This window comes from Streptococcus sp. D7B5 (assembly GCF_029691405.1).
Lineage (GTDB): Bacteria > Bacillota > Bacilli > Lactobacillales > Streptococcaceae > Streptococcus.
The window spans coordinates 1,578,001-1,597,091 of the sequence record NZ_CP121467.1; the positions used below are offsets into that span (position 1 = coordinate 1,578,001).

Genomic DNA, 19,091 nt, shown 5'->3' on the forward strand with positions numbered 1-19,091 from the left:
AACAGCTCCGAAGACGGGGCTGTTTTGTTGCTTTATTCTTCATCTGGTGTGAGGATCATCGGAATGATGATCGGTTCACGTTCTGTATTTTCATAGAGGAATGGTCGAATGGCGTTGACAATAGCACCATTGACAGATTGGATGCTAGCATCTTTGTTTTTCAATGCGATACGAATGGCATTGAAGAGGATGCGCTGACTTTGACGAATCAAGTCGCCAGACTCTCTCATGTAGACAAAGCCTCGACTGAGGATGTCTGGACCAGACAGAATCATCTGCGATTTGAAGTCAACAGTTGCGACTGCAAGTACGACACCGTCTTCGGATAGATCTCTACGGTCTTTGAGGACGGCTGCACCGATTTCGCCGATACGATTTCCATCGACATAGATGTCTTGGGCATTGAAATGACCTGCGATACGAGCTGAGTTAGCAGTAAGGGCAAGCACGTCACCATTGCTCATGATAAAGATATTGTCCTTCTCGACACCAGTATCCACCGCTAGTCCAGCGTGGACTTTTTGCATGCGGTATTCACCATGGACAGGCATGAAGTATTTTGGCTTAATCAAACGGAGCATGAGTTTTTGCTCTTGCTGACCACCGTGTCCAGAGGTGTGGATATTGTTAATCTTTCCGTGGATGACTTCGACACCAGCTTCAGAAATGATGTTAATCAGCTTGTTGACGCTAGTGGTGTTTCCAGGGATTGGGCTAGAAGAGAAGATAACAGTATCGCCGGGTTGGAGTTGCACCTGACGGTGGGTTCCGTTAGCGATACGAGAGAGGGCTGCCATCGGCTCACCTTGACTACCTGTACAGAGGATCAGAACCTCGCCTGCAGGATAGTCTTTGATTTCATTTGGCTCGATAAAGGTTCCCTTAGGAGCTTTGATGTAGCCAAGCTCGATACCGTTGACAATGGCTTTTTCCATCGAACGTCCAAAGACTGCAATCTTGCGTCCAGTCTTAACAGCGGCATCCGTTGCTTGCTGGAGACGGAAGATATTTGAGGCAAAGGATGCAAAGATGATGCGTCCTTCAATGCCTTGGATAATCTTCATGATGGATTGGCCAACGACTTTTTCAGAGTTGGTAAAGGTTGGCACTTCTGCGTTTGTCGAGTCAGACAGGAGACAGAGTACGCCTTCTTCACCAAGGGCTGCCATCCGGTGCAAGTCCGCCGGTTCTCCAACTGGAGTGAAGTCGAACTTGAAGTCACCCGTACAAACGATTTTTCCTTGAGGAGTATGAATAACAATCCCCAAAGGCTCTGGAATAGAGTGAGTCGTTCTAAAGAAAGTTGCCTTGAGATTTTTAAAGGTCAACTCAGTGTTGTGATTGATTTCGTAAAGTTTGGCGTTGCGCAAGAGGCCGTGTTCTTCGAGTTTTCCACGGATCAAAGCTAAGGCAAGCGGTCCAGCGTAGATAGGGACATTTGCTTGCTTGAGCAGGAAGGGAATCCCACCAATGTGGTCCTCGTGTCCGTGGGTAATCAAAACAGCCTTGACGCGGTCGATATTGTCCACGATGTAAGAGTAATCAGGAATGACATAGTCGATACCCAGCAAGTCATCTTCTGGGAATTTAATCCCAGCATCGACGATAATAATCTCGTCTTGGTATTCAATTCCGTATGTGTTTTTTCCGATTTCTCCCAGACCACCGATGGCAAAAACGCCGACTTCTTCAGGTTTAAGAGTGTAGGCCATATTAGAACTCCGTAATCTCGAAAGCGCCAGTTTCTTTTTCGTAATCTAGCAATTTGTCAGACAAGAGTTCGATGAATTCGATGTTGTACTCTGGGCGGTTTTCTTCGACAAGTTGGCGAGCAGCGATACGGCCCTCAAGTTCTGAGTTGGCATCGATGTCTAGGTAAAGTGAGCGTGTTGTTTCACGACGTGGGCTACGTTCTTTTGTTTCTTGATAAAAAACTTTGTAAATCATATAGTTCCTTTCTATTTACAGGTCAGCTTATTCCAAACTTTTAGCAGAGATTTGCTTGATTTCATTCCATTTTGTGTCTAGATTGACCTTGATTCGTTACAATTATTTCAATTATACCACAAAATGAAAAATTAGTAAAAGACGGAAATGGAGAAAGTAGGGAGGGTAAGAAGGAGCAAAAAGACAGGTAGGATCTGGTCGGAGAGCGCTTAGGTGTTATAATTAAAGGGGGAATCTAAAGAGATAGTAGATTTAAGGAAGAATATAGTTCTAGTTTCATTAATCGTTGGAGTGGATGGTTGGGACAGAATGATATCTTTGAAAAAAGAAAAAGCTCTTGAGAAATCTCGAGAGCAACCAAAAAGGCTGAGACAAAACTCGGGGATTTTCCTGGAGCAGTCCAGATGGCAGCACCTCTACCTGAAGCGAATGCATCGCAACCTTTGAATGACTTGTCACCAAATCAAACTCGATCTCAGCTTTTACTTAATTCTATCATCTATGAGGCTAAGAAGTCAATCTATAAGTATAACGATGTAGAAATAGCATGGAGTGGAGCGCTTACTAAAAGGTAAAGACAAGCACTTAATTTAAGAGTAAGCAAAAAGAGAGGACCAATGGTAGTCAGGGGTCTTTACAGCTCAAAGCTGAGGGCAGTCCCACACCCGTACCAGAAGTTGGTACCTTTGAACGCTCTGTCACCAGTCGCCCTATGTTATCCTCTCGATATTTATACTTTACTATAACTTACTGAGGGAATCAACTTTAAAAGCATCAAAAAGCTCCTGACCGAAGTCAAGAGCCGTCAAACACTGGGGGCGAATTGTTCAATCGCAATTTCAGTTCTTTAGAAACCAAAGTTTCAGGGATAGCACTGCAACCCGAAGAGTCAACGACTCAACCTGATTTTCCTATCAGTGTTGAATTACATTTTAACATTGATAGAACAACATTGTCAACAGTTTATATAAAAATAGGAATACCAAAAGGAGGATTAAGAATGTTTAGTTTGTTTGAATTTGCAGTAGGGGTTCGCCTCTTGATGTTTGTAGTCTTTGTAGCTTGTGTCTATGGGGGGAATGCCCTGTTTGTGCATCTGGAACACCGCAAAACAAAGTTCCTTTGGAAGCTTGCTTTTGTGACGCTCTATTCAATTTTTCTCCTCCTTGTAACCTATGTTGTCTGGCTTGTTTTCTACTTTGGTTTAAATGCCTAAAGTCAATTATTCCTCTAGATAAACAGAAAATCCACCTCGTCTTGATAGATGGGATGGACTTTTTCTATTTTTAGGTGCTATCTTTATTGTTATGACGATGATTTCTCACATCGAAAATCGAGTTAAGGTATATATGACTTATTTACACTTCTTTTTGTCTAAGTGGCAGGCCCTTTTGTTTCAAAAAGAAGAAAATTCCCATGCGTCAGCTTTTGTAGTATAATAGTAAGCAGACAAAAAGATAGGAATGTGTTATGAAAGTATTAGCTTTTGATACGTCCAGCAAGGCTCTTTCTCTAGCCATTTTAGAGGATAAGCAAGTTCTTGCCGAGACTATGATCAATATCAAGAAAAACCACAGTATCACCCTTATGCCTGCCATCGATTTTTTGATGGAAAGTCTGGACCTGACACCCAAGGACTTGGATCGAATCGTGGTGGCAGAGGGACCAGGTAGCTACACAGGTTTACGAATTGCGGTAGCCACTGCCAAGACTTTGGCTCATACTCTGAACATTGAGTTAGTGGGGATGTCCAGCCTCTTAGCTCTGGTGCCAAGTCAGCAAGAAGGCTTGGTGGTTCCTATCATGGATGCACGTCGCAACAATGTCTATGCAGGATTTTATGAAAATGCCAAGGCTGTCTTTCCAGAAGCGCACCTGTCTTTTGCGGAAGTGCTAGAGCAGGTCAAGGATGCTGAGCAGGTGACCTTTGTCGGAGAAGTTGGAGCCTTTGTGGAACAAATCCAAGAGCATCTGCCACAAACTAACTACGAAGAAACCTTGCCAAATGCAGCTAATCTAGCTCTTTGGGCCTGGGATAAGGAAGCAGACTCCTTGCACGACTTTGTGCCAAATTACCTCAAGCGTGTCGAAGCCGAGGAAAACTGGCTCAAGAATCACACCGAGTCTGGCGAGTCTTATATTAAACGCCTATGATAGAGATCAAACGAATCCAACAGCGACCTGACTTGGCTCAAGCTATCTATGCTGTTATGGTAGATGTTTACCCAGTCAGCCCTTGGACGCTGGAACAAATCCAAGCAGACCTATCCCAAGATCAGACCTGGTATGCATTGGCTTATGATGGGGGAGAAGTGATTGGCTTTCTAGCCGTTCAGGAGAATCTCTTTGAAGCAGAAGTCCTACAAATCGCTGTCAAAGGAGCCTATCAGGGTCAGGAAATTGCGTCAGCCTTGTTTGCTCAATTGCCGACAGATAAGGAGATTTTCCTTGAAGTCAGAAAGTCAAACCAACGAGCGCAAGCATTTTACAAGAAAGAAAAGATGGTGGTCATCGCTGAGAGAAAGGCCTACTACCATGACCCAGTCGAGGACGCCATTATCATGAAGAGAGAAATAGATGAAGGATAGATATATTTTAGCATTTGAGACATCTTGTGATGAGACCAGTGTCGCTGTCTTAAAAAACGACGACCAGCTCTTGTCCAATGTCATCGCTAGTCAAATCGAGAGCCACAAACGTTTTGGTGGCGTAGTGCCAGAAGTGGCCAGTCGTCACCATGTCGAGGTTATTACGGCCTGTATTGAGGAGTCGCTAGCAGAAGCAGGGATTACCGAAGAGAACATAACAGCTGTGGCGGTTACCTACGGACCAGGCCTGGTCGGAGCCTTGCTTGTTGGTTTGTCAGCTGCCAAGGCCTTTGCTTGGGCACATGGCCTGCCGCTTATCCCCGTCAACCACATGGCTGGCCACCTAATGGCAGCTCAGAGTGTGGAGCCTTTGGAGTTTCCTTTGTTGGCACTCTTGGTCAGCGGAGGACACACCGAGTTGGTCTATGTGTCAGAGGCTGGCGATTACAAGATTGTTGGGGAGACACGAGATGATGCGGTTGGTGAGGCCTATGATAAGGTCGGCCGTGTCATGGGCTTGACTTATCCAGCAGGTCGCGAGATTGACGAGTTGGCCCATCAAGGTCAGGATGTTTATGACTTCCCTCGTGCCATGATCAAGGAAGACAATCTGGAGTTTTCATTCTCAGGTTTGAAGTCTGCCTTTATCAATCTTTACCACAATGCTGAGCAAAAGGGAGAAAGCTTGTCTACAGAGGATTTGTGTGCTTCCTTCCAAGCAGCTGTCATGGATATTCTCATGGTAAAAACCAAGAAAGCCCTAGATAAATATCCTGTTAAAACCCTTGTTGTCGCAGGTGGTGTGGCGGCCAATAAAGGTCTTAGAGAACGCCTAGCAGCCGAAATTACAGATGTCAAAGTCATCATTCCACCCCTGCGTCTCTGTGGAGACAATGCAGGTATGATTGCCTATGCCAGTGTCAGCGAGTGGAACAAAGAAAACTTCGCAGGCCTGGACCTCAATGCCAAACCAAGTCTCGCTTTTGATACCATAGAATAAAGAGTCAGCTTGAGGCTGGCTTTTTTGCTAAAATATTTTAGGTAACTATATATCAGTTTACACTAGACACAATATATAGTGCTTACAAGAATATCAAAAAGGCGACTTCCAAGAGGAAATCGTCTTTTTCATGCTTATTTCAAAAATTCATACTCAAATAGGAATGGCACAATTTCAGAATTATAATACTCTTTTACCATTGTTTTCAATGTATTCAAGTGTCCGTTTAATTCGGGATAGTTATAGATTGTTTTATCATTTTCATCTTTTTCAGATGTGTTAAGCTCATCAATAATCTGATAAACTGAATACGTTAATTTAGAATTATAATTTTTCGTTTTCTTAGCTTCTGTTAGGACTTTTCCCCATTGTTCAAATAAATCAGTCTCTTTAGAACCTTGTTTCAATTTTGCTAAGCTGACTGTTGCTAGCGTATCTCCATTAGAGTTATCCAATGACAACTCATTTCGGTAGAATCGTCCATCAGAACCATATAAACTTCTCATGTGATTTTGCGTTTCAAGTGTTGTGAATAGAAGAATTTTCAATAAGTCTTGTTCAATCTTGTTACTTGATACAGCTTTATTAAAACGTTCAACGCCATCGGCCGATTTCATAATATTAGCACGCTGTGTCCAGTGACGATTATAAGTAATGTAGCGACTGGCGGCAAACATTGGGAGTTTTTCTAGGAAGTTGTCAGAGCGAAGGAAAAAGCCATGTCCATCATATCTACCTGCCATTATTAAGGTAGCGTGTAAATCTGGGTTATCAAATCCAGAACTATATACTGCCATATAGCCCAGAATGTTTGAATTAAATAAAGGAACAACACTCTTAGTTTTACCTTCATACTCTTTACCATTTAATCCTAGATAAAGTCCATTATTTTCATCATCTATGAACTTTCTTTTATCAAAGTACTTTTGGCTATACGTGCTATGTATCCTTTTAATAATGATATTATTTTCAGGAAGTAAATTTCCATCCTTATCAATATCATAGGCTTCTAATTTTAGTGACTCTAGTGCAACTTCTTCTTTACTCCAAAGAGCACACATAATCATCGCATGAATATTAGTGTGAAAGTGTTTGCGATTAAAAGCAAAACCACCTAAAAATTTTTGATTGATGAGATGCTGAGCTTTCCAATACTTTACAGGACTATAGACAATATAAGAATCTGTTGGTTGGCGTAAATAATATTTGAAAGCAGACCAGATAAAGATATTTCCGAGTTCGTTTGTCGCTTGTCCTTTAACCTCTTTTTTCATCTCCGTCACTAAAAAGCTCTTTTTCCAAGCAGATGATTTCTTACTAGTCCCAGCTTTTTGGTGTTCAATAGAAGTAGTCTCTGCATAAGGGGGATTCTCGTACATGATAATTGTCACTTTTGGGTCGTTGATATAGCGTTTAATAATTTCATTGTTAATGTATTCCTTGCTAAGAGCGTCAGCTCCTCGGACTAGTCCCATATTAAACGTATCTTCTTTCTCAGTTGGTGGGATAATGTGGCGAACCTTGTCACCTAGCAACTCAACAAGAACTTTATATTCATAGTATTCAATAGTAGAAAGGACGCAGTGACTTAGTTCCTCGTCGCTCATCAATTTCTCGAGGTTTCCAGTCCCAGCACATCTATCCAAAATAATATAATCATTTCCTTCTGGAACACGCTTAATAGCTTGTCGGACTAGCTCCAATGACTTTTCAACATAAGGTTCAGGAGTGTAGAAAGCTCCTAAGTTTTTCTTTTGTAAAGTATCATTGAGTTTATCCATCAAATAGTGAAATTGTGCATTAGTTTCACCGATATAGGGATTGATAAATTCTTTTAGTTTCTCAGGTTTCCGAATTTCACCAATAATTTTAACTTTACCAGTTTGGTCACCGATAAAATCAGACTTTTTAGCTCCTTTGTTTTCACGATAAAAACGTTCCGCCCAACCAACAATACAGTTTTCGTCAATGTTAATTTTTGTGTATTGCTTTGAACGTAGTAAAGTAATGAGACGACTTTCATCTAGTTGACTTTGACCGTATTCTAAAACCTCAAGAGGAGCATCAGAAGAAAAACCAGCTGTTTTAACACTTGCACCACCAAAATATACTTTTTCGATATGTGTTAAATATTCCTGACTATCAAAAACGTAGATTTTTTCATTCGTTAGCGATACAAGCAGAATGTTTTTAGGGATTTCTTTCCCTTTGATTCTCCGAGCGGATAGATATTTGATGGTTTGGAATAGAACAGAGTTAATATCATTGATAACAACTTTAAATTCAATCAGATTTCCATATACAATACCATCTGTATAATCCGTTAAAATATCATCTGTTTTCAAAGTTTTATCAACAAGAGGTAGATAATCTTGATAAAACTTGAGTTGTCCATCAACTTCGTTTGAGAAATGGTTATGCATATTGTAGCTCCCCATTTCTCTCTAAAGATAACTCAGAAAACTCAACATAAAAAGCCTTCTCACAAAAATGTGAAAATGCCTGTTTTAATGCTTGACAAAAAACACGTCCGATTACATAATCAGCGTGAGCTGTGAGCTGTGAGCTGTGAGCTGTGAGCTGTGAGCTGTGAGCTGTGAGCTGTGATTGCGTTCATAATACTTAATTTCCTTTATTTTTGTTACTTCTATTATATCAAAATTTTGAAATCCTGCGAAGAATTTAGACATTATTAAAAGACGATTTCCGTTTGTAAGTCGCCTTTTTGATATTCTCGTAAGCACTATATCTTGTGTCTAGTGTAAACGGGTATATAGTTCCCATATTTTATAACATGTTAAAAAAGGAAAAGTATTTACGAATGGAATAGTAAAGAGGGTTTTGGACAGGAGTTTGGTCATGATTGAAAAGATGGCATTGGGAGAATTTTACAAGGAATTGCGATTGGCTAGAAAACTCAAGCAGTCAGATGTAGCTTGTGATGGACTGACAGCATCTCAGTTATCCAAGTTTGAGTTAGGGTAGTCTTCGTGTTATACTGTCTTTGTTTCATAGTATAGGAGAAAATAGAATGAAAAAGATAATCTCTGTACTGCACCCCAAAAGTTAGATTTTTCTGTCTAACTTTTGGGGTGCAGTACAGTTTCAGTCTTTTTTATTTTGACTATCTGTTACTAGTTTTTGATCAATTCTTTGTTTCCTCAAAATTTAGAGAACAAATCTCAAAATGTAATCGAAAAATTCAAAGTTTGTCAATCCTAGAGTTTTCTTGTATAGTAGAAATATGAAATTTACAAAAATAATTAGTAGTTTGCTTGCTATTGGAGTGCTAATCTTATTTATAAAATCTTACCAAAACTTTAAAAATTTGGAATTTCCTAGTACGCAGTTAGTCATGTTTAAATCTCTTTCCTTTTATATGTCCACAGAATCTTTTGAAAAAGTATTTGGAGAAGCTGATAAAGTTGTTGAGGAAACAGAAATGGCTTATCGTGATACTTGGCGTGCAGAAGACCCTTATTTTTATAAAACAGGTCGCCTCTTCTACTATTACGAAAACATGAGGTGGAAAGACTATACTGTTCGTGCAGATTTCACATTTTCAAAATGGCATACTTTAGAAGAAGTAAGAGTCTCTTTTCCTATCAATTCAAAAGTGGAACAGAAAGAACTGGTCAACAATTTATCTCAGTTTATAAAAACAGAGATTGAAACTTTGCCAGACTATCAGTCTTTGACTGTTGAAATGCTAGGACTCGAGAAAGATTCTTATCGATATAAAGCCAAATTACAAGGACAAATGGAGGAACTCTGGGTTGAAGTCTATCCAACAGAACTAGGTTATCATGAGAAACCTGAAGATAAGAAATATGGGGTTGGGATTAGTCAATATCGGAGGCATGCATCGTAATCCTTTCCTTCTATACCCTAGAATAGAAGTCAGTTAATGGTTAACTCTTTTATCTTGGACAAATGATAGAGTTTTTTAGTATAGTAAAAATATGAAAATTACAAAAATAATCAGTAGTTTACTTGCTCTTGGAGCTTTACTCATGCTTTTATCAGCTTGCCATAATATCAACAAGACGCAACTAGTTTTGTTTGAATCCCTTTCGTTTGGTATGCCTGTTAAATCTTTTGAAGAAGTATTTGGAGAGGCTAGCCAAGTGGTGGAAGAAGAGGAAATGGCCTATCGCGATACTTGGCGTGCAGAAGACCCTTATTTCTATAAAACAGGTCGCCTTTTCTATGATTACGAAAATATTTCTTTGAAGGGCCATACAGGTCGAGTAAGATTCACATTTTCAAAATCGCATCGCTTGGAAGAAGCGACAGCTCATATTACTGTAGCTTCAAAAGGGGAGCAACAAGTAGTGATCAACAATCTATCCCAGACTGTAAAAAAAGAATTGGAAGAACTCCCAGATTACCAGTCCATGACCACTGATCCGGTAGGACTCTATGATGACGGTTATCGCTACAAGGTCAAGCTGAAAGGACAACAGTGGGAACTCTGGGTCGATGTCTATCCGACAGAAGATGAAGATGCTGAAAAAACTGAAGCCAACAAGTATATGATTCGAGTGGATCAATTTCTCATGTATCCATAAACAGGTAACATTTTTTACAATGTTTACTAGCTTCAAGTTTCAAACTCTAAACTTTTTTCCCTTATTTGAATATGTTATAATAGTCCGTGCTGTGGCTGTGATAACGAACAGCCTCAATTGGAGAGAATATGAGGAGAAGGATGAAAGAAAAAGGATTTTGGGAAGGTGTACAGGCGGCCATGCCGACTGCCCTTGGCTATGTCAGCATTGGTCTGGCTTGTGGGATTATCGGTGCGCCCTATGTGACACCTGTTGAGATGGGCTTGATGAGCCTCTTTGTTTATGCTGGGAGCGCCCAGTTTGCCATGTTAGCATTGATTGCGGTCCAAGCACCTGTCGCAGCTATTGCTATGACGGTCTTTTTGATCAACTTGCGCCTCTTTTTGCTGAGCTTGCATGCATCGACCTATTTCCGTCATACTAGTCTCTGGCAAAATATCGGTATGTCTAGCCTCTTGACAGATGAGACTTACGGGGTTTTGATGGGAGAATTAGCCCATACAGACAAGGTCAATCCTATGTGGATGCATGGGAACAATCTCAACAGCTATGTAGCTTGGTTTGTGGGGACAGTAGTCGGAACAGCTCTAGGTGGACTCCTACCAAATCCAGAAATTTTTGGTTTAGATTTTGCCCTTGTGGGAATGTTTATCGGGATTTTTGCTTCGCAGTTCCAGATTATGCAAAGACGGATTCCTGTCCGCAATCTGCTGAAGATCCTAGCAGTTGTTACGGTGTCTTTCTTTTTGCTCTTGACAGTGGTGTCTCAGTCACTAGCTGTTCTGTTTGCGACGCTACTTGGTTGTACGATGGGGGTGCTTTTAGATGGTCAGTAAATATCTTTTGTTAGCCATTATCTTTTCGGGCCTAGTGACTTGGGTTCCCCGTATGATTCCTTTCATCTTGGTCAAGTACAAGGGGTTGCCAGCTATCGTAGAGCGATTTTTGAAGTTCTTGCCTGTCTCTATCATCTTTGCCTTGATTCTTTCAAGCGTAGTGACCGGTAAGGTTGGCAGCCTTCCTCAGATCAAGTGGTTGGACTTCTTGGCAGTCTTTCCAACGGTTTGGGTAGCCTTTCGCTACCGCAATCTAGTTGCTACAGTTCTCTTTGGAGTGGTCTTGATTGCAGTCTTGCGTCTGGTCTTTTAGCCAGCCATAAGAAAAACCTATCACCGAGATAGATATCATATAATGGCGTAAATTCCTTTTTTCTGTTAAGATAATACAGTATTCTATTTTGGAGGAAATGACATGAAAAAAATCGTTAAATATTCATCTCTTGCTGCTCTAGGACTTGTTGCCGCAGGTGTACTAGTAGCTTGCTCAGGTGGTGAGAAGAAAGATGCGGCATCAGGTGATGCAACAAGTGCTAAGAAAGAAATCGTTGTAGCAACTAACGGCTCACCAAAACCATTTATCTATGAAGAAAATGGTGAATTGACTGGTTACGAGATTGAGCTTGTTCGTGCTATCTTTAAAGACTCAGACAAGTATACTGTCAAGTTTGAAAAGACAGAGTGGTCAGGTGTCTTTGCAGGCCTTGATAGCGACCGTTATCAAATGGCTGTGAACAATATCAGTTATACCAAAGAACGCGCTGAAAAGTACCTTTATGCAGCTCCAACTGCTAAAAACCCTAACGTTCTCGTTGTGAAGAAAGACGACGACAGCATCAAATCACTTGATGACATTGGAGGCAAGTCTACTGAGGTCGTTCAAGGGACAACATCAGCTAAACAGCTAGAAGATTATAACAAACAACACGCTGACAATCCAACTGTTCTTAACTACACCAAGGCTGATTTCCAACAAATCATGTCTCGTTTGAGCGATGGTCAGTTTGACTACAAGATCTTTGATAAGATCGGTGTTGAAACAGTTATCAAGAACCAAGGTTTGGACAACTTGAAAGTCATTGAACTTCCAAGCGACCAACAACCTTACGTTTACCCACTTCTTGCTAAAGGTCAAGATGAGTTGAAATCATTTGTAGACAAACGAATCCAAGAACTCTACAAAGACGGAACTCTTGAAAAATTGTCTAAACAGTTCTTCGGGGACACTTATCTCCCAGCAGAAGCTGATATTAAATAGTCGTATGAAATCATCCAGTCTGAGAAAGACGGATGATTTCTCAATTTTCAGGTATATAGTTTCAAACTATATGTCTGCCTATCTAATAACAATTTGCTAATTCAAATAAAGTATGAGATACTATTACGGTATTATTTTTAAAGGAGAAAGAATCATGAAAATTAAAAAATGGCTCGGTGTAGCAGCTCTTGCTACAGTTGCAGGTTTGGCTCTTGCAGCTTGCGGAAATTCAGAAAAGAAAGCAGACAACGAAACAGTTGTCAAAATTGCAACAGTTAACCGTAGCGGTTCTGAAGAAGCGCGTTGGGATAAAATCCAAGAATTGGTTGAAAAAGATGGAATTAAATTGGAATTCACAGAGTTCACAGATTATTCACAACCAAACAAGGCAACTGCTGATGGCGAAGTAGACTTGAATGCTTTCCAACACTACAACTTCTTGAACAACTGGAACAAAGAAAACGGGAAAGATCTTGTAGCGATTGCAGATACCTACATCTCACCAATCCGCCTTTACTCAGGTAAAAATGGGGAAGAAAACAAGTACACTAAAGTTGAAGAAATCCCAGATAACGGTGAAATCGCCGTACCAAACGATGCAACAAACGAAAGCCGTGCGCTTTACTTGCTTCAATCAGCTGGTTTGATCAAATTGGATGTTTCTGGAACTGCACTTGCAACAGTTGCTAACATCACAGAAAATCCAAAGAACTTGAAGATTACTGAATTGGACGCTAGCCAAACAGCTCGTTCATTGTCATCAGTTGATGCTGCCGTTGTAAACAATACCTTCGTTACAGAAGCAAAATTGGACTACAAAAAAGCACTCTTCAAAGAACAAGCTGATGAAAACTCAAAACAATGGTACAACATCATCGTTGCGAAAAAAGATTGGGAATCATCACCTAAAGCTGATGCCATCAAGAAAATTATCGCGGCTTACCACACTGATGAAGTGAAAAAAGTTATCGAAGAAACATCAGACGGTTTGGACCAACCAGTTTGGTAATAAGACATAGGGAGGTGGGAGAGAGTTTCCACCTCTTACTTTTGTATAGAGAGTTGATTTTAAAGAGGCACTTGTGGTCGTTCTGAGGACACAAGTACGTAGTAGAAAGAGAGAGAAAATGGTTTTTCCTAGCGAACAAGAGCAGATTGAAAAATTTGAGAAGGATCATGTGGCCCAGCATTATTTTGAAGTTTTGCGTACCTTGATTTCCAAGAAATCAGTCTTTGCCCAGCAGGTTGGACTCAAGGAGGTCGCAAACTATCTGGGTGAGATTTTCAAGCGTGTAGGGGCTGAAGTGGAGATTGATGAGAGCTATACGGCTCCCTTTGTCATGGCGCATTTCAAGAGTTCGCGTCCAGATGCTAAGACTTTGATCTTCTATAACCACTATGACACTGTACCAGCGGACGGAGATCAGGTGTGGACAGAGAATCCCTTTACGCTTTCGGTCCGCAATGGATTTATGTATGGGCGTGGTGTTGACGACGACAAGGGCCATATCACGGCTCGTTTGAGTGCTCTGAGAAAGTATATGCAGCACCACGATGATCTGCCAGTCAATATCAGCTTTATCATGGAAGGGGCAGAGGAGTCTGCTTCTATGGATTTAGACAAGTATTTAGAGAAACATGCAGACAAACTTCGTGGGGCGGATTTACTAGTCTGGGAACAAGGGACCAAGAACGCCTTGGAACAGCTGGAAATCTCTGGAGGAAACAAGGGCATTGTGACCTTTGATGCCAAGGTAAAAAGTGCGGATGTGGATATCCACTCGAGTTATGGTGGTGTCGTGGAATCAGCTCCATGGTATCTTATCCAGGCTTTAAGTAGCCTACGTGCAGCAGATGGGCGTATCTTAGTAGAAGGCTTGTACGAGGATGTTCAAGAGCCAAATGAACGAGAACTAGCCTTGGTGGATACCTACGCCCAACGCAATCCTGAGGAAATCAGTCGCATTTATGGCTTGGAATTGCCTCTCTTACAAGAGGAACGTGTAGCCTTCCTAAAACGTTTCTTTTTCGAGCCAGCCCTTAATATCGAAGGGATTCAGTCAGGTTATCAAGGGCAAGGGGTTAAAACGATTTTGCCAGCAGAAGCCAGTGCTAAGCTAGAAGTTCGTTTGGTTCCTGGCCTAGAACCGCATGATGTTCTGGAAAAAATTCGGAAACAGCTAGACAAAAATGGCTTTGATAAGGTAGAATTATACTATACCTTGGGAGAGATGAGCTATCGAAGCGATATGAGCGCGCCAGCCATTCTCAACGTAATCGAGTTGGCCAAGAAATTCTATCCACAAGGCGTATCAGTCTTGCCGACCACAGCGGGAACAGGACCTATGCATACGGTCTTTGATGCCCTAGAGGTACCAATGGTGGCCTTCGGTCTAGGAAATGCCAATAGCCGAGATCACGGTGGAGATGAAAATGTGCGAATCGCCGATTACTACACCCATATTGAATTAGTAGAGGAGCTGATTAGAAGCTATGAGTAGAGATATTATCAAGTTAGATCAGATCGATGTGACTTTTCACCAAAAGAAAAGAACCATCACAGCGGTCAAGGATGTGACTATTCACATCCAAGAAGGGGATATCTACGGAATCGTTGGATATTCTGGAGCAGGGAAATCAACCCTTGTACGGGTGATTAACCTCTTGCAAAAACCATCTGCTGGGAAAATTACCATTGATAACGACGTCATTTTTGATGGCAAGGTAACCTTGACGGCAGAGCAGTTGCGTCGCAAACGTCAAGATATCGGGATGATTTTCCAGCATTTCAACCTAATGAGTCAAAAGACAGCAGAGGAAAATGTGGCCTTTGCCCTCAAACATTCTGGACTCAGCAAGGAAGAAAAGAAAGCAAAAGTAGCTAAGTTGTTGGACTTGGTTGGCTTGGCGGATCGTGCTGAAAACTACCCTTCACAACTATCAGGAGGGCAAAAACAGCGTGTAGCCATTGCGCGTGCCTTGGCAAATGATCCGAAAATTTTGATTTCAGACGAGTCAACGTCTGCCCTCGACCCTAAGACAACTAAGCAGATTTTGGCCTTGTTGCAAGATTTGAACCAGAAATTAGGTTTGACGGTTGTCTTGATTACGCATGAAATGCAGATTGTCAAAGACATTGCCAACCGTGTGGCGGTCATGCAGGATGGCCGTTTGATTGAAGAAGGCAGTGTCCTTGAAATCTTCTCAGACCCTAAACAACCTTTGACACAGGACTTTATCTCAACAGCTACAGGTATTGATGAAGCCATGGTCAAGATTGAGAAGCAAGAAATCGTAGAACATTTATCTGAGAACAGTATCTTAGTGCAGCTCAAGTATGCAGGGGCTTCGACAGATGAACCACTTTTGAATGAATTGTACAAACATTACCAAGTAACGGCCAATATCCTCTATGGAAATATCGAAATTCTCGATGGCACTCCTGTCGGAGAATTGGTGGTGGTCTTGTCAGGTGAAAAAGCAGCACTAGCAGGTGCCCAAGATGCCATCCGTCAGGCTGGCGTCCAGTTAAAAGTATTGAAGGGAGGACAGTAAAATGACAGAGTTGATTCAAACTTATCTACCAAATGTCTATAAGATGGGCTGGGCTGGTCAGGCAGGCTGGGGAACAGCCATCTACCTAACTCTTTATATGACAGTTCTTTCTTTCATCATCGGAGGGTTCTTGGGGTTGGTAGCAGGTCTTTTCCTCGTCTTGACAGCGCCAGGCGGTGTCTTGGAAAATAAGGTTATCTTCTGGATTTTAGACAAGATTACCTCTATTTTCCGCGCGGTACCATTTATCATCCTCTTGGCAATCATGTCGCCACTCTCTCACTTGATTGTGAAGACTAGCATCGGGCCAAATGCAGCCCTTGTCCCCCTTTCTTTTGCAGTCTTTGCCTTCTTTGCCCGTCAGGTGCAGGTTGTCTTGGCTGAGCTGGATGGCGGTGTCATTGAGGCGGCTCAAGCGAGCGGAGCGACCTTCTGGGATATCGTGGGTGTTTACCTATCAGAAGGTTTGCCAGATTTGATTCGTGTGACGACTGTGACTTTGATTTCCCTTGTTGGGGAAACAGCCATGGCGGGAGCAGTTGGTGCTGGTGGTATCGGTAACGTGGCCATTGCTTATGGATTTAACCGTTACAATCACGATGTGACCATCTTGGCAACCATCATTATCATCTTGATTATCTTTACGATCCAGTTCTTGGGAGATTTCTTGACCAAGAAATTAAGTCATAAATAATGGAAGGAGTTCAAAGGGACTCCTTTTTGTTTTCTCACCGAAATGCAAGAAGGATAAAGCTTCTTTTTAGAAATATGCTATAATAAATAAAGGTCCTCAATTAGCAAATCAAAAAGTTTGCTGTAGAAGAGATGATAATGTAAAGGAGTTTGTCTGGTATGAATTATTTCGAGGGGAATGAGTTTTTCCTTCTCTTGTTTGTAGTTTTACTGATTGGTTTTGTGGTAAACTTTTTTGAAAAACGTAAAGACTACTATATTTTGGCGCTCTCCCTCTTATTTGCAGGAGCTATCTATGGTAAGAGCCGAGCGATGATTGTCTATTTACTCGCCTTTATCGTTTACCAGTATTTTCTGGTTTTTCTAGCGCAGCGGATAGAGGCAAAGTGGCTGAAACCACTGGTTTTCCTTTCCATTCTTCCTTTGGTGATCAATAAAGTCTTTGCCCTGACTTCTCTGCATTTGTTGGCCTTTATTGGAATTTCTTACATGTCCTTTAAGACCATTCAGATCATGTTAGAGATATCGGATGGCTTAATCAAAGAAAAAATCACTGTAAAAGATTATCTACAGTTTTTGCTCTTTTTCCCAACAGTTAGTGCTGGTCCGATTGATCGGAGTAGGAGATTTTTAAAAGAGATAAACGAGGTCATGCCCCGAAAAGAGTATCTAGAGTTAGCAGGGGACGGTGTGTATCGTATCGTTCTAGGCCTCCTTTACAAGATTGTTTTATCAACCTATGTTTACCAGATGTTACTCGCTCTAAATAATACTGGCACAGTCGTTTATTCAATCAAGTATATGTACCTCTATACCTTGTATCTGTTCTTTGACTTTGCAGGCTACAGTCTAATGGCCGTTGGAAGTAGTAACATTCTAGGTATTCAGACACCGATGAACTTTAACAAACCTTTCTTGAGTGTCGATATCAAAGATTTCTGGACCAGATGGCATATCACCTTGTCGACCTGGTTGAGAGATTTTGTATTTTCAAGAGTATTGATGCAGGTTATCAGGAAAAAATGGTTTAAAAATAGACTACACAATGCAACCTATGCCTATATAATTAATATGTTAGTCATGGGTTTTTGGCATGGTCTTAGTGTTAGTTACATTGTCTATGGTTTTTATCATGGTGTCTTGATGGCTGGATTTGAAGTGTATCAAAAGAAAAGCAATTTTTATAAGAAAAATAAAAACAAAAACTGGTATAAGCTACTAAGTTGGTTTGTGACCATGAATTTGGTTATGATTGGTTTCTTTATCTTTTCGGGTGAACCCTATAAAATCTTACTGACGACTTTAAAGAGATAAGAGATTGAGAAGAAATCGGACAGATCGAAGGGATAGGATAAAACGAGATGATTAAATTAAAAGCATTTTTACTATCGCTTGTGCTCGTAATTGCGACGCTTGCCCTTTTAAATGTGACGTATGTCAAGAAGATTGATGATTATTATAAAGTCAAGGATAACAGTATTCGTTATAACACCTCGTATGAAAAGTATAAAAGTAGAGATATTCTAACAAGCAATATCACCCCCAATACACTGGTTCTAATGGGTTCCTCAGAGTTGGTTGCGACGATAAATGAAGACTATCATCCAAATAAAATTTTTAACTACAACGATTTTAATATCATGCAGATTGGGACTAGTTATTCTCAAAACATCATTCAGGCTACGACCTTGGGCTCTATTGAAGGATCAATGAGTAAGCGAAAAGTAGCTATAGTAGAGTCGGTTCAGTGGTTTGAAAAAGATGGGACCCATCAAGATGCCTTTTTGAACAAGGCTTCTCAGGAACATATTTTTCACATGCTAGATAATGACAAGATTAGTAAAGAAACGAAAGAAAAACTAATCAATCGCATTATCGAGATTACCAAAGGAAACAAGCAACAAAACGACATCTACAAAAAATATAAAAGTTATTTCATAGATGGAAAAGGAACCATTGTTGATAAAAAACTATTAGAGTTAGATAACGCGATGTATTCCTTTAAGCTCAAACGAAAATTTTATGAAAATCATGAGAAATCAGATTATCCTTCACTAGGAGACAAAACCCCAGACTATGATTGGGAAAAGATGACGGCTCAGTTTGTGGAAGAGGTCAAAAGGAAAACAGACAATAATGACTATGCTGTTGATAATAACTACTACAATACTTACTTAAAAGATCGCTATGCATCGCTAAAAGATTCCAATAAAGATTTGAGCTACCTAGAGTCACCTGAATATTCAGATATGGAACTTTTCTTGACGGTTGCTAAAGAATTGGGCATTGAAGTTGAGGTTATTATTTTCCCAGTAAACGGGAAATGGAACGACTACACTGGTGTCTCAAGAGAGATGCGAGAAAAAACTTATAAAAAAATAGAAGATGTCGCAAAAAGCCATGGTGCAACCGTATTAAACTATGGAAACAGAGAGTATGATGATTACTTTTTATTTGACGTGATGCACGTTGGAGTGAAAGGATGGATGGAAGTTGAAAAAGAACTTTACAAATTTGCAAACCAAGCTAACTAACACTCATCGATTAATCTTGTGGACACTTTTTTTCTATACGGTTATCTTGAGCATCGTGATTTACTGTTTTGTGACCGATTTTTCGAATATTCAAGAATTTATCTATAGT

General features: G+C 40.7%; 18 protein-coding genes and 1 pseudogene. 16 read left to right on the plus strand and 3 right to left on the minus strand.

Annotated elements, in window-relative coordinates:
• Positions 1-32: 32 nt before the first annotated feature.
• Together P8P68_RS07670 and P8P68_RS07675 are read right to left on the minus strand one after the other, a co-directional pair.
• The gene (locus P8P68_RS07670; RefSeq protein ID WP_000331972.1) at positions 33-1,712 is read right to left on the minus strand and encodes a ribonuclease J; all 1,680 of its coding nucleotides are present in this window, start codon (positions 1,710-1,712) and stop codon (positions 33-35) included.
• Position 1,713: 1 nt separating this feature from the next.
• The gene (locus P8P68_RS07675; RefSeq protein ID WP_000639581.1) at positions 1,714-1,947 is read right to left on the minus strand and encodes a DNA-dependent RNA polymerase subunit epsilon; all 234 of its coding nucleotides are present in this window, start codon (positions 1,945-1,947) and stop codon (positions 1,714-1,716) included.
• Positions 1,948-2,947: 1,000 nt separating this feature from the next.
• Here P8P68_RS07675 and P8P68_RS07680 point away from each other — a divergent pair.
• From P8P68_RS07680 to tsaD, 4 genes are all read left to right on the plus strand, one after another.
• Positions 2,948-3,163 (plus strand): hypothetical protein, encoded by a 216-nt coding sequence (locus tag P8P68_RS07680; RefSeq protein WP_000492029.1) that lies wholly within the window; start codon positions 2,948-2,950, stop codon positions 3,161-3,163.
• 254 nt (positions 3,164-3,417) lie between these two features.
• Complete coding sequence (gene tsaB, locus P8P68_RS07685) at positions 3,418-4,101, plus strand: tRNA (adenosine(37)-N6)-threonylcarbamoyltransferase complex dimerization subunit type 1 TsaB (RefSeq protein WP_000865681.1); 684 nt, start codon at positions 3,418-3,420, stop codon at positions 4,099-4,101.
• On the plus strand, positions 4,098-4,535 hold the full coding sequence (gene rimI, locus P8P68_RS07690; RefSeq protein ID WP_000569855.1) for a ribosomal protein S18-alanine N-acetyltransferase: 438 nt from the start codon (positions 4,098-4,100) through the stop codon (positions 4,533-4,535). The genes tsaB and rimI overlap by 4 nt, the downstream gene beginning before the upstream one ends.
• Positions 4,525-5,535: a tRNA (adenosine(37)-N6)-threonylcarbamoyltransferase complex transferase subunit TsaD gene (tsaD, locus tag P8P68_RS07695; protein WP_000655082.1), complete on the plus strand. Its 1,011-nt coding sequence runs from the start codon at positions 4,525-4,527 to the stop codon at positions 5,533-5,535. Before rimI ends, tsaD begins: the two co-directional genes overlap by 11 nt.
• Before the next feature lie 134 nt (positions 5,536-5,669).
• Here the strand turns inward: tsaD and P8P68_RS07700 are convergent, their stop codons facing one another.
• Positions 5,670-7,958, minus strand: a complete 2,289-nt coding sequence (locus tag P8P68_RS07700) for a hypothetical protein (protein ID WP_000551495.1) — start codon at positions 7,956-7,958, stop codon at positions 5,670-5,672.
• A gap of 436 nt (positions 7,959-8,394) precedes the next feature.
• Between P8P68_RS07700 and P8P68_RS07705 the strand changes: the two are divergent.
• The 12 genes and pseudogenes from P8P68_RS07705 to dltD form a co-directional block, all read left to right on the plus strand.
• Positions 8,395-8,517: pseudogene (locus P8P68_RS07705) on the plus strand (MutR family transcriptional regulator); the annotation flags it as partial.
• A 262-nt stretch (positions 8,518-8,779) separates the two neighbouring features.
• Positions 8,780-9,406, plus strand: a complete 627-nt coding sequence (locus tag P8P68_RS07710; RefSeq protein ID WP_000673207.1) for a hypothetical protein — start codon at positions 8,780-8,782, stop codon at positions 9,404-9,406.
• Positions 9,407-9,497: 91 nt separating this feature from the next.
• Complete coding sequence (locus P8P68_RS07715; protein WP_025172597.1) at positions 9,498-10,106, plus strand: hypothetical protein; 609 nt, start codon at positions 9,498-9,500, stop codon at positions 10,104-10,106.
• Between the two features lie 140 nt (positions 10,107-10,246).
• On the plus strand, positions 10,247-10,942 hold the full coding sequence (locus P8P68_RS07720) for an AzlC family ABC transporter permease (protein WP_000659756.1): 696 nt from the start codon (positions 10,247-10,249) through the stop codon (positions 10,940-10,942).
• A complete protein-coding gene (locus tag P8P68_RS07725) occupies positions 10,932-11,255 on the plus strand; it encodes an AzlD domain-containing protein (protein ID WP_000253913.1) in 324 nt (107 codons plus the stop codon). Before P8P68_RS07720 ends, P8P68_RS07725 begins: the two co-directional genes overlap by 11 nt.
• A gap of 102 nt (positions 11,256-11,357) precedes the next feature.
• Positions 11,358-12,200, plus strand: a complete 843-nt coding sequence (locus tag P8P68_RS07730; protein WP_000724972.1) for an amino acid ABC transporter substrate-binding protein — start codon at positions 11,358-11,360, stop codon at positions 12,198-12,200.
• Between the two features lie 154 nt (positions 12,201-12,354).
• A complete protein-coding gene (locus P8P68_RS07735; protein ID WP_000694527.1) occupies positions 12,355-13,209 on the plus strand; it encodes a MetQ/NlpA family ABC transporter substrate-binding protein in 855 nt (284 codons plus the stop codon).
• Between the two features lie 118 nt (positions 13,210-13,327).
• Complete coding sequence (locus tag P8P68_RS07740; RefSeq protein WP_000231793.1) at positions 13,328-14,701, plus strand: M20/M25/M40 family metallo-hydrolase; 1,374 nt, start codon at positions 13,328-13,330, stop codon at positions 14,699-14,701.
• Positions 14,694-15,755 carry a methionine ABC transporter ATP-binding protein gene (locus P8P68_RS07745; protein WP_000085691.1) on the plus strand — a complete coding sequence of 354 codons (1,062 nt, stop codon included), beginning with the start codon at positions 14,694-14,696 and terminating at the stop codon, positions 15,753-15,755. The genes P8P68_RS07740 and P8P68_RS07745 overlap by 8 nt, the downstream gene beginning before the upstream one ends.
• A gap of 1 nt (position 15,756) precedes the next feature.
• Complete coding sequence (locus P8P68_RS07750) at positions 15,757-16,449, plus strand: methionine ABC transporter permease (RefSeq protein ID WP_000137507.1); 693 nt, start codon at positions 15,757-15,759, stop codon at positions 16,447-16,449.
• A gap of 158 nt (positions 16,450-16,607) precedes the next feature.
• A complete protein-coding gene (gene dltB, locus P8P68_RS07755; RefSeq protein WP_049477566.1) occupies positions 16,608-17,762 on the plus strand; it encodes a D-alanyl-lipoteichoic acid biosynthesis protein DltB in 1,155 nt (384 codons plus the stop codon).
• A 47-nt stretch (positions 17,763-17,809) separates the two neighbouring features.
• Positions 17,810-18,982 carry a D-alanyl-lipoteichoic acid biosynthesis protein DltD gene (gene dltD / locus P8P68_RS07760; protein WP_049519240.1) on the plus strand — a complete coding sequence of 391 codons (1,173 nt, stop codon included), beginning with the start codon at positions 17,810-17,812 and terminating at the stop codon, positions 18,980-18,982.
• Positions 18,983-19,091: the final 109 nt, after the last annotated feature.

Coding starts and splice junctions, on each gene's coding strand:
- P8P68_RS07670 (WP_000331972.1), bottom strand. CDS start 1,712: ATGGCCTACACTCTTAAACCTGAAGAAGTCGGCGTTTTTGCCATCGGT.
- P8P68_RS07675 (WP_000639581.1), bottom strand. CDS start 1,947: ATGATTTACAAAGTTTTTTATCAAGAAACAAAAGAACGTAGCCCACGT.
- P8P68_RS07680 (WP_000492029.1), top strand. CDS start 2,948: ATGTTTAGTTTGTTTGAATTTGCAGTAGGGGTTCGCCTCTTGATGTTT.
- tsaB (WP_000865681.1), top strand. CDS start 3,418: ATGAAAGTATTAGCTTTTGATACGTCCAGCAAGGCTCTTTCTCTAGCC.
- rimI (WP_000569855.1), top strand. CDS start 4,098: ATGATAGAGATCAAACGAATCCAACAGCGACCTGACTTGGCTCAAGCT.
- tsaD (WP_000655082.1), top strand. CDS start 4,525: ATGAAGGATAGATATATTTTAGCATTTGAGACATCTTGTGATGAGACC.
- P8P68_RS07700 (WP_000551495.1), bottom strand. CDS start 7,958: ATGCATAACCATTTCTCAAACGAAGTTGATGGACAACTCAAGTTTTAT.
- P8P68_RS07710 (WP_000673207.1), top strand. CDS start 8,780: ATGAAATTTACAAAAATAATTAGTAGTTTGCTTGCTATTGGAGTGCTA.
- P8P68_RS07715 (WP_025172597.1), top strand. CDS start 9,498: ATGAAAATTACAAAAATAATCAGTAGTTTACTTGCTCTTGGAGCTTTA.
- P8P68_RS07720 (WP_000659756.1), top strand. CDS start 10,247: ATGAAAGAAAAAGGATTTTGGGAAGGTGTACAGGCGGCCATGCCGACT.
- P8P68_RS07725 (WP_000253913.1), top strand. CDS start 10,932: ATGGTCAGTAAATATCTTTTGTTAGCCATTATCTTTTCGGGCCTAGTG.
- P8P68_RS07730 (WP_000724972.1), top strand. CDS start 11,358: ATGAAAAAAATCGTTAAATATTCATCTCTTGCTGCTCTAGGACTTGTT.
- P8P68_RS07735 (WP_000694527.1), top strand. CDS start 12,355: ATGAAAATTAAAAAATGGCTCGGTGTAGCAGCTCTTGCTACAGTTGCA.
- P8P68_RS07740 (WP_000231793.1), top strand. CDS start 13,328: ATGGTTTTTCCTAGCGAACAAGAGCAGATTGAAAAATTTGAGAAGGAT.
- P8P68_RS07745 (WP_000085691.1), top strand. CDS start 14,694: ATGAGTAGAGATATTATCAAGTTAGATCAGATCGATGTGACTTTTCAC.
- P8P68_RS07750 (WP_000137507.1), top strand. CDS start 15,757: ATGACAGAGTTGATTCAAACTTATCTACCAAATGTCTATAAGATGGGC.
- dltB (WP_049477566.1), top strand. CDS start 16,608: ATGAATTATTTCGAGGGGAATGAGTTTTTCCTTCTCTTGTTTGTAGTT.
- dltD (WP_049519240.1), top strand. CDS start 17,810: ATGATTAAATTAAAAGCATTTTTACTATCGCTTGTGCTCGTAATTGCG.